The sequence below is a fragment of the Clostridium sp. AF17-21AC genome (assembly GCF_003461365.1).
GTDB classification, from domain to species: Bacteria; Bacillota; Clostridia; order Lachnospirales; family Lachnospiraceae; genus Coprococcus; species Coprococcus ammoniilyticus.
On sequence record NZ_QTWY01000002.1, the window covers coordinates 270,860 to 285,298 of the forward strand.

At 38.3% G+C, this 14,439-nt stretch carries 13 protein-coding genes; 1 reads left to right on the forward strand and 12 read right to left on the reverse strand.

The window, feature by feature from the left end; all coding sequences use genetic code 11:
• Positions 1-7: 7 nt before the first annotated feature.
• Together DWW85_RS04175 and rpsO are read right to left on the reverse strand one after the other, a co-directional pair.
• Positions 8-2,110, reverse strand: coding sequence for a polyribonucleotide nucleotidyltransferase (locus tag DWW85_RS04175; RefSeq protein WP_117807608.1), 2,103 nt, complete (start codon positions 2,108-2,110; stop codon positions 8-10).
• A gap of 216 nt (positions 2,111-2,326) precedes the next feature.
• Complete coding sequence (rpsO, locus tag DWW85_RS04180) at positions 2,327-2,593, reverse strand: 30S ribosomal protein S15 (RefSeq protein ID WP_008400751.1); 267 nt, start codon at positions 2,591-2,593, stop codon at positions 2,327-2,329.
• Between the two features lie 345 nt (positions 2,594-2,938).
• Here rpsO and aroC point away from each other — a divergent pair, with 345 nt between their 5' ends.
• Positions 2,939-4,036 (forward strand): chorismate synthase, encoded by a 1,098-nt coding sequence (gene aroC, locus DWW85_RS04185; RefSeq protein WP_117807609.1) that lies wholly within the window; start codon positions 2,939-2,941, stop codon positions 4,034-4,036.
• Positions 4,037-4,267: 231 nt separating this feature from the next.
• Here the strand turns inward: aroC and DWW85_RS04190 are convergent, their stop codons facing one another.
• The 10 genes from DWW85_RS04190 to rny all read right to left on the reverse strand — a co-directional run bounded on the left by DWW85_RS04190 (position 4,268) and on the right by rny (position 14,438).
• Positions 4,268-5,677: a hypothetical protein gene (locus tag DWW85_RS04190; RefSeq protein WP_117807610.1), complete on the reverse strand. Its 1,410-nt coding sequence runs from the start codon at positions 5,675-5,677 to the stop codon at positions 4,268-4,270.
• Complete coding sequence (locus DWW85_RS04195) at positions 5,643-6,320, reverse strand: ABC transporter ATP-binding protein (protein WP_117807611.1); 678 nt, start codon at positions 6,318-6,320, stop codon at positions 5,643-5,645. The genes DWW85_RS04190 and DWW85_RS04195 overlap by 35 nt, the downstream gene beginning before the upstream one ends.
• Positions 6,321-7,634, reverse strand: coding sequence for an ABC transporter permease (locus DWW85_RS04200; RefSeq protein WP_117807612.1), 1,314 nt, complete (start codon positions 7,632-7,634; stop codon positions 6,321-6,323). It lies immediately after the preceding gene.
• Positions 7,635-8,837, reverse strand: coding sequence for an ABC transporter permease (locus tag DWW85_RS04205; RefSeq protein ID WP_117807613.1), 1,203 nt, complete (start codon positions 8,835-8,837; stop codon positions 7,635-7,637). It abuts the gene before it with no gap.
• Between the two features lie 56 nt (positions 8,838-8,893).
• Positions 8,894-9,289: a hypothetical protein gene (locus DWW85_RS04210; protein WP_117807614.1), complete on the reverse strand. Its 396-nt coding sequence runs from the start codon at positions 9,287-9,289 to the stop codon at positions 8,894-8,896.
• 189 nt (positions 9,290-9,478) lie between these two features.
• Positions 9,479-10,327, reverse strand: coding sequence for a formate/nitrite transporter family protein (locus tag DWW85_RS04215; RefSeq protein ID WP_117807615.1), 849 nt, complete (start codon positions 10,325-10,327; stop codon positions 9,479-9,481).
• Positions 10,328-10,580: 253 nt separating this feature from the next.
• Complete coding sequence (gene xerD / locus DWW85_RS04220; RefSeq protein WP_117807616.1) at positions 10,581-11,459, reverse strand: site-specific tyrosine recombinase XerD; 879 nt, start codon at positions 11,457-11,459, stop codon at positions 10,581-10,583.
• A gap of 166 nt (positions 11,460-11,625) precedes the next feature.
• The gene (locus DWW85_RS04225) at positions 11,626-12,120 is read right to left on the reverse strand and encodes a hypothetical protein (RefSeq protein WP_147340246.1); all 495 of its coding nucleotides are present in this window, start codon (positions 12,118-12,120) and stop codon (positions 11,626-11,628) included.
• A gap of 133 nt (positions 12,121-12,253) precedes the next feature.
• Positions 12,254-12,793 (reverse strand): NUDIX hydrolase, encoded by a 540-nt coding sequence (locus tag DWW85_RS04230; RefSeq protein ID WP_117807618.1) that lies wholly within the window; start codon positions 12,791-12,793, stop codon positions 12,254-12,256.
• 88 nt (positions 12,794-12,881) lie between these two features.
• Complete coding sequence (rny, locus tag DWW85_RS04235; protein ID WP_021943791.1) at positions 12,882-14,438, reverse strand: ribonuclease Y; 1,557 nt, start codon at positions 14,436-14,438, stop codon at positions 12,882-12,884.
• Between the last annotated feature and the right edge of the window lies 1 nt (position 14,439).

The following is a 14,439-nucleotide window of genomic DNA, read 5'->3' on the forward strand; positions in this document are numbered from 1 at the left end:
TTGTTTTTTATTTATTCTCAACGTCCTTTAAGCTGAGGCTGATACGTCCAGCTCTTTCGTCGATCTTGATAACCTTAACAACAACGTCGTCGCCTACATTTACAACGTCTTCTACCTTTGCAACTCTCTTGTCAGAAAGCTTTGAAATGTGGATCAGACCATCTTTGTTTGGTGCAAGTGAAACGATTGCGCCACAGTCAAGAATCTTAACAACCTTACCCTTGTAGTCATCACCAACAACAAGTGGCTCAACGATCATCTTGATCATGTTCATAGCCTTGTCCATGCTCTCCTGATCAACGCCGCATACAGATACGTTTCCGTCATCATCAATATCGATCTTAACGCCTGTCTCCTCGATGATCGTATTGATTGTCTTTCCTCTCTGACCAATTACTTCACCGATCTTATCAGGATCGATCTTGATCTGAACGATCTTTGGAGCAAATTCATTAACATGTGTTCTTGGTGCAGGAATTGCACTGCTCATAACGCCATCCATAATGAATAATCTTGCTTCTCTTGTTCTTGCGATAGCTTCTTCTACAATCGGTCTTGTCAGTCCGTGGATCTTGATATCCATCTGGATTGCTGTGATACCCTTATAAGTACCTGTTACCTTGAAGTCCATATCTCCGAAGAAATCTTCCAGGCCCTGAATATCTGTTAATACTACATAATCATCATCTGTATCACCTGTAACCAGACCACAGGAAATACCTGCAACCATTGACTTTAATGGTACACCGGCAGCCATCAGTGACATACAGGATGCACAGGTAGATGCCATGGAAGTAGAACCATTTGACTCAAATGTCTCAGATACGGCACGGATCGCATATGGGAACTCTTCTATAGATGGTAATACAGGAAGTAATGCACGTTCAGCAAGTGCACCATGTCCGATCTCACGACGTCCCGGTCCTCTGGATACCTTTGTCTCACCTACAGAATATGATGGGAAATTATAGTGATGCATGTATCTCTTGGATACTACATTCTCATCTAATCCATCGATCTTCTGGATCTCTGATAATGGAGCAAGTGTTACGATATCGCAGATCTGTGTCTGTCCACGAGTGAACATTGCAGAACCATGTACTCTAGGGATGATATCAACCTCTGCAGCAAGTGGTCTGATCTGGTTGATCGCACGTCCATCCGGTCTCTTACGATCTTTTAAGATCATCTTTCTTACTGTCTTCTTCTGATACTGATATAATGCTTCAGGGATCAGAGCAAGCCATTCTTCATTGTCAGCAAATGCTTCTTCGAACTTCTCTCTGATCTGTCTGATATTTTCTTCTCTTACCTGCTTCTCATCTGTAAATACAGCGACTTCCATCTCAGCAGGAGTTACGATCTCTTTCATAGCTGCAAATAATTCTTCCGGAATTGCGCAGCTTACATAATCATGCTTTGGCTTACCAACTTCTTCTACCATCTTGTTGATGAATTCAATGATAGAAAGGTTTACATCATGTGCCTTATAGATTGCTTCGATCATCTTGTCTTCAGGAATCTCATTTGCACCAGCCTCGATCATGATAACCTTTGTGCTTGTAGATGCAACTGTAAGCTTCAGATCACCCTCATCCCACTGTTTCTGAGATGGGTTAATGATGAATTCTCCATCGATCATACCAACCTGTGTCATTGCACATGGTCCACAGAATGGAACATCTGAAATTGCAGTTGCGATAGCAGAACCAAGCATGGCAACCAGCTCCGGTCTGCACTCAGGATCAACAGATGTAACAAGGTTGTTCAATGTAACATCATTTCTGTAATCCTTAGGGAATAACGGACGCATCGGACGGTCGATAACACGGGATGTAAGTACTGCGTTCTCAGATGCTTTTCCCTCTCTCTTGTTGAATCCGCCAGGGATCTTTCCTACTGCATACATCTTCTCTTCATACTCAACGCTTAATGGGAAAAAGTCGATTCCGTCTCTTGGCTTCTCAGAAGCTGTGATTGTTGATAATACAGTTGTATCACCATAATGCATAAATGCAGCGCCATTTGCCTGTGCTGCTACTCTGCCGATATCGACGCGAAGTGTCTTGCCGGCAATGTCCATAGAATAAGTCTTGAATTCTTTGCTCATTTTCTTTTCTCCTGTTTTCTATTATTAACCGCAGCAGGCTCGAAACAACTACAAGACATACCTGATAGATCGGTCTTGTAGTAGTCTCGAATTGCCATGCCGCAATCTCTTAAAGTTTAGCATACTCATATCTCAAATACAAGATTGAATCCAAAAAAAACAGGTCATCCCAACATACATTGGAACAACCTGTCTTTCTTATCTCTGATGCAGAAATTATTTTCTTAAGCCAAGGCTCTCGATCAGCTTTCTGTAACGCTCAATGTCTTTGCTCTTTAAGTAAGCAAGCATATTTCTTCTCTGACCAACCATCTTTAACAGACCACGGTTTGAGTGGTGATCCTTAGGATTAGCCTTGAAATGCTGGTTTAAATCATTGATTCTTGCTGTAAGAAGTGCAATCTGTACTTCTGCTGAACCTGTGTCATTTGCATCCTTGCCGTACTTAGCAACGATTTCCTGTTTCTGCTCTTTTGTTATCATAATAACAATCCTCCATAATATTATACTTGGCCTGAACTGGGTAAAAGGACGGAGACTCCTTAAACTAAGTACAGGCTGACCTTTGTCAGACTACCACACTTTCAAAGGTGTGTCAACTTTAAAATCAGGGTTTTCTGTGTTTTTGGCTGCACAAAACATATTTTTTGTTTTTCAACTACTATATAACAAGCATTTTCTGTTGCTTTTTGTTTTTCAACTACTATATAATAGCATCATGACGATATGGAGAGCAATATAAATATACTGTTCTTCAGACATCTGACACAGACACATCAAATGTAAAATGCTGTCTGTGTTTATTCTACATGAAGGAGATTACTTATTATGTCAGGTTCAACATTTGGAAATAAATTCAAGATCACTACATGGGGCGAATCCCATGGAAAAGCACTCGGTGTTGTCATTGACGGCTGTCCTGCCGGTCTTCCACTTACCGAGGATGATATTCAGGTATACTTAAACCGCAGGCGTCCGGGCTTCTCCCAGTTCTCAACGCCAAGAAAGGAATCCGATCAGGTAGAGATCCTTTCCGGTGTATTCGAGGGAAAGACCACAGGCACTCCGATCTCACTGATGGTTCGGAACACCTCCCAGCGCTCCGGTGATTACGGTGACATCGCTACCTACTATCGTCCGGGACATGCTGATTATACCTTTGACCAGAAATATGGTTTTCGCGATTACCGTGGTGGCGGCCGTTCCTCCGGCAGAGAAACGATCGGCAGAGTTGCTGCCGGTGCGATCGCTGCAAAGATCTTAAAGACATTGAATATCTCATTTACAACCTATGTCTCATCGATCGGCGATATCGTATCCGACCCTGCCGACTTTGATGCAGACTATATCTCAAAGAATGAACTGAACATGCCGGATGCAAAAAGCTGCGCAGCTGCATCTGCATATCTTTCTGATATCATGGCACAAAATGATTCGATCGGTTCTACTGTCAAATGTATCGTATCCGGTGTTCCGGCAGGTCTTGGTGATCCGGTCTTTGATAAATTAGATGCAAATCTCGCCAAAGCCCTTATGTCGATTGGTGCCGTAAAAGCGGTTGAGATCGGGGATGGCGTCATGGTATCCGAAAATACCGGCTCTTATGATAATGACGGTTTCCATATCGAAGATGGTGTTGTAAATAAGAACTCGAACCATGCCGGTGGAATCCTTGGCGGAATCAGCGACGGTTCTGATCTGTTGCTCACCTGTCATTTCAAGGCTACACCATCGATCGCCAGCAAACAGAAAACAATCAATAAATCCGGTGAAAATATTGATGTGTCGATCCGCGGCAGACACGACCCAATCATCGGTCCCCGCGCTGTAGTCGTTGTAGAATCTATGGCTGCGATCACAATCATGAATGCGCTGTTTGACAACATGTCCGCAAGAATGGACAAGCTGGTGGAGTTTTATAAATAGTGAGATTTGCTGTTCTCTACAGTATGGACTTTCCCACATACAACCAACTGCCCCATACAGATGACTTGTTGCAATTTCTATTCGATGTATATGCCTGATTCGTAATACTCCTGTGTTAACTCACCTACGGATCAAACAAGCACTTGTATTTACTGGCAATATACATCGAAAAAACGAAATCTTCACAATGTTATTCTATATGGGGCAGTTGTATTTTGTATATCTGGAATATTATTTTATTTCTACAAATCTTCCATTTCTTGCATCCAGTAGAATAAGCTGATCTGGAACCTGTAACTGTGCATCAATATTTGCAAAAAGCCATACAGGAATATAACAATATTCCTCCTCTGTTTCTTCTAAATAGTATGTTAGTTCTACATGATTAAATGCAATTTGCGAATATGACGCACCATGCTTTTTGAGGTATTCCGGCAAGCCATTTTTCAAGGCTTCCATAATCTCATCCCACGTTAAAAGCCGTTCCACTTTTTTCGCTTTTTCATCCTGTTTCACCGGCATTACACAACCAATGCCAACCACACCTTTCGAAGATATTACAATGCGTAATATTAAACCGTTTGTCATAATGCTTGATTGGCTGTCATTTCTGTTGTCATATTGACCTGCTATACTTTCTACATAATACAAATCTGACACAAAAGGAGTAACTTGTTCAATTTTCGGAAGAAATGTTATAGAATATCCATCACACAAAAGTACTTCTTCCTCTGTTTCACCCTTTATATAGGATACACAAAATGGTTCTACACATCCCGTATCAACAGGCAATGAGACACATGCACCAGCATAGCCCAAAGCGGTATCTATCGCTTCCTCTATTGTTTTACTACATTGATTCCCGGCTGAAAGATCTTCTTCATTTTCACTATAATTCAAAAGATCCGAATACAGCAACTCATTTTCAGACAATATATCTGTCGGTTGAACAAGTCCATATCCGTTATCAATCTCAAAAAATTTCTCCATTGAATTCTCCGGATACAACATTAGTTCAAAGGATTCACAATAGTCTTCGTTTCCATAAAATGTAAGAAGATATTTTTGATCGTTAATCATACCAATGTACTGATCCGCCGAAAAATCAATATTCTTTTCTCTTATCTCCTGTGCAGTTTTTTTCTGTTGCTCTAGCTCCTCTATACTCGCCTGGTAATATTGTTTATAAAATGTATCCGAAATATTTTGCTTATTTTTGCAATATTGGATTTGTTCATCACATTCAGATATTAATGGGTTGCCATCATATATATACAGGGCTGTTTCGCCAAATATTGCTTCTGAAATTTTCTTTTTGTATGATGCATCCAGTCTCTCTCTGCTGCACTTCATTGTATAAAGTTGTTCTACATCTGGAATACAGACAGACTTATCTGATATCAATATTGCTTGTAAGTCGGCATCTTCTGTTTCCATCTTGCAATCAACGCTTTGCGGCACTTTCAGTTTTCCCCCTAATTCACTATTTTGAACCTCTCCCTGTATCGACTTTTTCTCCTGATCCAGCACAAACATATCACTGCTTTCTTTTTTATCACAACCTGAAAGCAATATAACAATTCCGCCTATCAATAATAAATATTTTTTAATTCTTTTTTGTATCAGCAATAATCTTTCCATCCTCAATCTGTATTATACGATCAGCATGCTCTGCTATATCTATATCATGTGTTACAATTATCAAGGTCTTTCCCTGCTCATGCAGTCCTTCTAAAAGCTTCATAACCTTAATGCCTGAGTTTTTATCCAGAGAACCTGTCGGTTCATCTGCAAGTACAACAGGAGTATCCATAACCAACGCTCTGGCAATTGCACACCGCTGTTGTTCCCCTCCCGAAAGCTCACTTGGCTTTTTCTTATACAAATCCTGAATTCCAACCTGCATCAATGCGGAAAGAACTTTTTTCTTACGTTCATTCTTCTCTATTCCCTTTGCAAGAAGCGGTACTTCCACATTTTCATATACACTATACTGATTCAATAGTGCAAATCGTTGGAATACAAAGCTCACATATTCCTTTCGAAACAAATGAAGCGCATGAGAATTCATTTTGCTAACATTCTTTTCATCATACAGATACTGACCATCTGTTGTCTGATCCATCCCACCTATGATATTTAAAAGTGTACTTTTTCCCGATCCGGATGTTCCAATAATTGCAACATATTCTCCATTTTCTATCGTCAGGTCTATCCCATTCAACGCAGGATATTCTGTCCTGCCATTTTTGTATATTTTTTTTGCTTCTTTTAATTGAATCATTTATTTTCCTCCAAGTAATTCCGCCGGAGATATTTTCTTTAACAGAATTGACGGTACAATACAGACCAAAAGAACAAGCAATATCCCTATCATTCCAATCGTCAAGACCAACCGACTGTAAATCGTATTCTTCAGCATATAAAATGTCATATTCTCTACCATAATGTCCGCTGCCAGTTTACCGGCTATTACGCACGTCATAATCAGAATTGCAATGATCAATTTTTTTATATTATCAATCAATACCATCTTTATAATATCTCTATGCGATAGCCCATAAGCAAGAAGTATCCCAAACTCTCTTCTCTGTGCCAATATGGTGTTAATTTCAAAGCACGACAGAATCAAACACACAATCACAGTGACATACACAAATAACCCAGTCATTTCTTTCCTTTCTGACTCCCTGCTCATATTATCCAGATATTTTTCTACACTATTGATGTAAAATTCTACATCCGGGTTCAAATTTAACGCATCCAGATAACTTTGAACATCATCAAATGAATAACCATCTTTTAATGTAAAAAAACAATTATATGTATTGTCCATTTCTGAATTTAAAATTATCAAAATGCTATAATCAAGTATTTGATAAGGTATCGCATTCTGGTCTTCCGGATACATGTTCATCAGATCATCACTATTTGGAGCTAATACACTGTTCTTCTTCAGAATCCCCTCTACAACATAAACCTCTTCTCCATGTATAAGGCGGGTTCCCAGCTGCACTTTATCTTTATAACGATACCCCAGATAGATTGGAATCGCATCACCATATAAAGCATAATCAATCTCAGAAGGACATCTGCCTTGCAGCAGATCAATTTTCATCATATCCCACGCTCCAGCGTCCAGCCAGGTAGTTTCCAAACTTTTCCCCTGTATTGCATATCCGGGATCATAAACATTCTTTTTTTGTATATCTTGCAGTAATTTCAAGTCTTCATCTCTGTATTCCGATGCATCATATTCGATACGCCAGTCTCCGGATATTGCCAGTGAACCATTTCCCCATCCAGATGAACATGCATCTATGCCACTAAAACTTTTAACAACTTTCAAAAGATCAAAATTTGAATTATACTGAATATCTGAAGGATTCCCTTCAACACTTATGCTTCCTAATGTTTTTATTTCTTTTCGTATAGAACGCTCTACCGACTTCTTCGTATCTGTTTCTAGACTGACAAAATACACCAGAAGTCCAATTATTGTAATTCCAACAATATATAGAATAACATTAAAAAAACTTCGAATTCCTTGTTTCCATTCATTATCCAACGTAATTTTCCATAAATACCTAAGTTTCATTTATAGATCCATAATCCCTTCTGCCAGATTAATCCGACGCAACTTCATAATTATGATGAAAATTGACATATAAACAAGAACAACAGATGTTCCTGCCATAAACGCAACACCATCATATGAAATACTATACCATACAGAATCTGTCAGCCAGACATTATATACGCTATTTGCAATAAAAACTGCAATAAATGAACAGATAAACATTGGCAGCATCTCCATAAATAATCTTCTTGCGATCATATTGCAGTTGCAACCACAGGCACGATATATTACATAATCTTTATATCTTTTTTTTGTAAACATATCAATCACCTGAATATAAACAACAATACAAAAGAATAACAATAATACATATATTATAATTAACGCTTTTATTTTTTCATTCGGTGATGCAATCGAACGATCTATTACTTTTATATCAAATGTTGTATCGGATATTTTTTCAAGTTCCGAAATAAATTCATCTATTTCATTTATATCAAAACTATTTTCTGATCCAATATAAACTCCAAATATTCCCCACTTCATATTAGAAATTGAAAAAATATTATCTATAAAATTCCTGCAGAATTCCTCAAATTGATATTCTGTTTGAGGAAAATAGGCAAAACACACATCTGCCTTATCTGCAACAGGTTCATAAATTCCAACAACTTGATACTCTTCATTATTAATTTTTATGTAATAATATTCTTCTTTTTTCACCATTGTATTTATCATATCCTCAGATACAATTGCAACTCGAGCTTTTTTCTCTAAATCGTCCGAACATATTGATCGCCCCTTAGTGATATTAAATGGCAATTCATCCTTCAATGAAAAAACTGCCAGTTCTGACCTTTCCTGAAGCATTCCACTAACCCGAACATTGGCATATGAATACACCGTGAACTTTCTTCCATACATTGCTTTTATGATCATTTTGGCAGTTTCAAGATGTTCCTTCTGTCTATGCCTATCTGGAACATCAATCGACATAGCTTCAAGTTCACCCGCCTGATTATATTCTGCCTTAAGATGATTCATACATACATCACACTTTGTTTCAATTCCTGCCAAATTAGAATAATTGCCATTATATAACCTTCCCTTTAACTCAGCCTGCATTTTATTAATAATATCAAAGCATTGAAAAATAATTATAAATATAAGTGTATAAACGACCAAAAACAACCTAAAAAATTCTTTATCTCTTATCCTCATTTTAACTTCCTTTGATAATCTACAACCATTATATGTACATCTTCTTGTATTATATATTAATCGTGTGCATATATTTCTTTAGAATCTGCACCTTTTAATGATATTGTAACAGTAAATACACAATATGCATCACTAACAATTTTTGAATCACTATAGGTTTTATTTTTTTTATTTAAATTACCCGTATCCATTCTTTTTACTTTTACATCTATACCCTGTATTTTACCAGATATTGAACCTGATGTAGCTTCAGTTGCCTTTCCTCCCCCCAATGCTGCAGTCATGATGCAGTTATCTTTTTTCTTACTATAATCATACATACGAGCCGATCCTGTTAATGTTGCAGCTCCATTAGTTATAGAGTTACTCGCCGATGTTGCCGAAACAACAAATGAACTAAATAATGTAATACAACATGCCAATAATATTATATTCCTTTTTATCTTCTTCATTTTTCCTCCCTTTTATGCAATATAATGGTTGCAATTGTAGTATTGCATATGCGTATTATATATGTCAACATATATTTATATTTTCTAAATATATGTTGACATATAGTATTTTAAAATTACAAAAAAAGACCTTGTAGTTATATATAACTACAAGACCTTTTTAACATATCCAAAATGCTGTTTTCTTTTTTATTTTTCTTTCTTATCAAGCACCAGATGCGCCGCATACAGTCCCAGTGATACGACGATGCCGCCACCAATGATATTACCAAGCGTAACCGGCAGCAGATTATGAACAAAACCGCCAACTGTAAGTGTATCTGAAATCTGTGCTGATGTATATCCATAAAGCTCACAGGCTTTATCTAAATATTTGCTGTTGCCTGATGCAATGATTCCTGCCGGAATGTAGTACATATTTGCAACACAGTGTTCGAACCCTGAGATAACGAAGATCAAGATTGGGAAAAATGCTCCAAACAGCTTACCGATCAGATCTTTCGCTGCACTACTCATCAATACTGCGATACATACCAAAATATTACAAAGGATACCGGAAAAGATTGCTTTGCTGATATCAATATCTGCTTTACCCATGGCAACCTTGATCGTGAATGCTCCAAGTGCTCCATCTGAGTAATCATACTGACCAGAAGCATATACACAAGCTGCTGTCAGTATAGAGCCAAGCATATTGCTGAAATATACAACAACCCAGTTTTTTATCATCTGTAATGCTTTGATCTTATGGTCTGCAAGTGCCATTGTCAGCATACAGTTTCCTGTAAATAACTCACCGCCGGTTACAACTAACATCATAAGACCGATCGGGAAAACCACGCCTGTTAATGTTCTTGCAACGCCTACACCTGTCAGATTATGAGCTGCAAGGTTTGACCCCTCTGCTCCGATCGCAATAAACATACCTGCGAACATACCAAGTAATATCATCTTAAGCAGACCCATGTTTGCTTTATTGATGCCTGCCTTTATATTATTTTCCAGAATCTGTACCAGTGAGTAATAATTGTTCTCCATTTTTCTTTCTCCTGTCGTTCTACACTTTTAAACTTTTATCAACCGAAAGGATTATATTCTATTTTACAGACAAGATGCAACTATTTCCATGTACTTTTTTTCGTACAATCCATACTTTGCTGCGTATTAACATTGTATACGGCACAACCGCCCACAAATATGTTTTCTGCTATGTTCATTCCGCAACTTATGCTTTGCCCAGCCAACAAGCCCGTCGACTGACATTTATCGTTTTCTGCTATATTCATTCCGCCTATGCCCGCGGATGTGCTTTCTGATATTCCTCTTTTAAGCGGCTCTGCCTGCTGTTCAGATAAATCTGTGTCGTTGAGATATCTGCATGTCCCAACATTTCCTGTACAGCCTTTAAATCTGCACCGTTATTTACAAGATGTGACGCAAACGAATGACGGATCATATGTGGTGTAATATCCTTATCTATTCCTGCTTTATCGGCATATACCTTGATAATCTTCCAGAAGCCTTGTCTGGTCATCGGTGTTCCCTTGCAGTTTGAGAATAAATATTCTGAATCCTTACACATATCGACTCGAACATTCGAGATATAATTATCAAGTGCGCGCTGTGCTGAATCTTCGATTGGAATAATTCTCGACTTTCTGAGGTCATGGCATTCAATGTAACCCATCTTCAGATTCACATCTGTAATCTTCAATGTAACAAGCTCCGATACACGGATTCCTGTCGCATATAACAGCTCTAACATTGCCCGGTCACGAATTTCCTTCGGAGACTGGTCTCCCGGCTGGTCAAGAAGCCGGTTCACTTCCTCTATCGTTAAGATATCCGGCATTTTCTTTTCAATCTTTGGAGGCTTGATATTAACTGACGGGTCATCCATCAGTATTTTCTCTCGAAAAAGAAATCCAAAAAATGACTTGATCGAAGCTATGCTTCTTGATACAGTAGCCATTGATTTTCCGTTTTTTTCTAAATACAGAACATAAGTGTTGATATTTGTCTCATTTATCGAACGAATATCCTCTGTTCCATTCTCCCGGTAGAAATCAGAAAACTTCACAAGATCGCGCTGATAAGAAGCTACTGTATTTTCACTTGATTTCTTAATATTTTTGAGATAATCAACATATTTCTCTATGTAAATTTCCACGCATTTTTCCCCTTATTATGTAGACTAAATATCATTATAAATACAAATTTCTATAAAATCAAACATAATTTTTATAAGCAAAATCAAGGTTTTTTCGTAATTTCTTTGTTTTCACCAAATCATGTGTCTATACAGAATTATGTATACCACATGTAGTAAAACTTTTTCAAAAAAATTTCAGAATTTTTACTTCTAGAATAATATTCAGTAATAAAATTGTAACAATAATTGCCGTTCCCCAAAAAGAATTATGCAATCTGACAACCATAGCAGCAATCTGACTCATCCCTTCTCCTGTTGTTCCACATATAATTTTAACAACAATTGCATATAATCCCACAATAATCAAAACAATCATATAAAATGCAAACGCACACAACATAGTTCCGTTCATCGCATATAGTGAAACCATCATACCGGTGATCAGTCCGGATATTCCCATAAGAGCACCATCGGATGCTTTATCCGGAACAAGCTTCAAAAGAGCTACAACCGCTACCAGCTCCACGATTCTTTTACAGATCAAAGCGATCAGTTCCTGTTTTCCGGTCTGTATACCTGTCTGGTCTAATATCTCCTGCACATTTAATTGTGTGTTTACAAGCAAGGTTCCAAGGATCAGGCCGATCCAGAACATTGCCCATATAAATTTACGTTTCATATCATCCCCCCTCGTATACATATGTTTTCCTGTCCCAATATATGCAACAAACAATAAAACCACCATTCTCATCTACTATGATTCGTCTGGATATACTCATGGTGATTTATTTTTGCTATACTGCATCTGGTATTTATTTCTTCATTTGTTCTACAGCATATGCCAGGATTGCAATAATAGTTTTTGAATCAACGATCTCTCCTGTCTGTATCATAGTCATGGCTTCTGCCAATGAAAGCCGCCGGATTCGGATAAATTCTTCCGGATCCAGTTGTCTGATTCCCTTTTTCAGATCGGTTGCAATATAAATATAGGTCTGCTCATTACTGGTACCGATCGCAAGATATGTCTTTGTTACAAATCGAAGTTCCTGTGCAATATATCCGGTTTCCTCTTCCAATTCCCTGACTGCGCACTGACCCGGATCTTCTCCCTCTTCCATACAGCCGGCAGGAACCTCTAAGGTTATATCATCTACCGCATTTCTATATTGACTTACCAGGATCAGGTTTCCATCTTCATCCACCGGCAAAACACAACAGCCATCTACATGATTGACCAGATCATATACTACATGTTTTCCATCCGGCAGTCTCAAATAATCATTATATACATCAAATATATGAGCATGATATGCCAGTTCTTTTTTCTCTCTGATAAATTTCTGATCCATCTGTTGCCTCCCAGCTATCCATATTTTTTCATATTTTTCATTCACTAAAAAAGCCTGTGGAACATTTTATTCCACAGGCTGAAAATAATTACTTAGCATAATCTACAACGCGAGACTCTCTTATGATATTAACCTTGATCTGTCCAGGATATTCCAGCTCATTTTCAATCTGCTTTGCAATATCCCTTGCAAGTAATACCATATCGGAATCATTAACGTGTTCAGGAACAACTATTACTCGAATCTCTCTACCTGCCTGAATAGCATATGTCTTCTCTACACCCTTATAGGAGTTTGCAATATCCTCCAGTTTCTTAAGACGTGTAGTATAAGTCTCCAGAGTCTCTCTTCTAGCACCCGGTCTTGCTGCTGAGATTGCATCTGCAGCCTGTACAAGACATGCTATCAGGGATTCTGGTTCAACGTCGCCATGGTGAGCTTCTACTGCATTTACAATAATCGGTGATTCCTTATACTTTCTACATAAGTCAGCACCAATCTGTACATGAGAGCCTTCCATATCATGATCTACAGATTTACCGATATCATGAAGTAATCCGGCACGTTTCGCAACTTTGACATCGACACCTATTTCTCCGGCCAATAAACCACATAAATGTGCTACTTCGATAGAATGCTTTAATGCATTCTGTCCATAGCTTGTTCTAAACTTCATCTTACCAAGAAGTCTCACTAATTCAGGATGAATTCCGTGAATGCCAACCTCAAGGGTTGCTGCTTCACCTTCTTCACGCATCATGGTTTCTACTTCCTTCTGCGCTTTTTCTACCATCTCTTCGATTCTTGCCGGATGGATTCTTCCATCGACAATCAGCTTCTCAAGTGCAATTCTTGCAACTTCCCTTCTAACAGGATCAAAGCTTGAGAGAATAACTGCTTCCGGTGTATCATCAATAATCAGATCTACACCTGTCATGGTTTCAAGAGTACGGATATTTCTACCCTCTCGACCAATTATTCTACCCTTCATCTCATCGTTAGGTAACTGTACCAGTGAAATTGTTGTTTCTGCTACATGATCCACTGCACATTTCTGGATTGCAGATACAACATATTCCTTTGCCTTCTTGTTCGCTTCTTCTTTAGCTCTGGTTTCTAATTCCTTGACCATAACTGCTGTTTCATGTTTTACTTCATCTTCAACAGTTTTTAATAAGTATTCCTTCGCTTGTTCAGAGGTTAAACCTGAAATTCTTTCCAGTTCCTGTAAACGTCTTGCCTGAAGCTCTTCTACTTTTGCCTTCTGCTTTTCAAGCTGACCTTCCTTGGATGCAAGACTTGCTTCTTTTTTCTCGATAGCTTCCGTCTTACGGTCGATACTTTCTTCACGGGCGAGAACTCGTTTCTCCATTCGTGAAATCTCTCCACGTCTGTCCTTGACTTCTTTTTCAAGGTCATTCCGCGTCTTCAAAGCATCTTCTTTTGCCTCAAGCAAAATCTCACGCTTTTTCGCCTCAGCATCCTTCTGAGCTTCATCTATAATCTCCCTTGCTGCTACTTCTGCCTTACCAATCTTCGCTTCTGCAATATTTTTTCTATATGCAATAGCAATAAACCATGTGGCAACGATACATACAACAAGGATGCAAATATAAATGATTATCCACGCAATATCACCACTCACA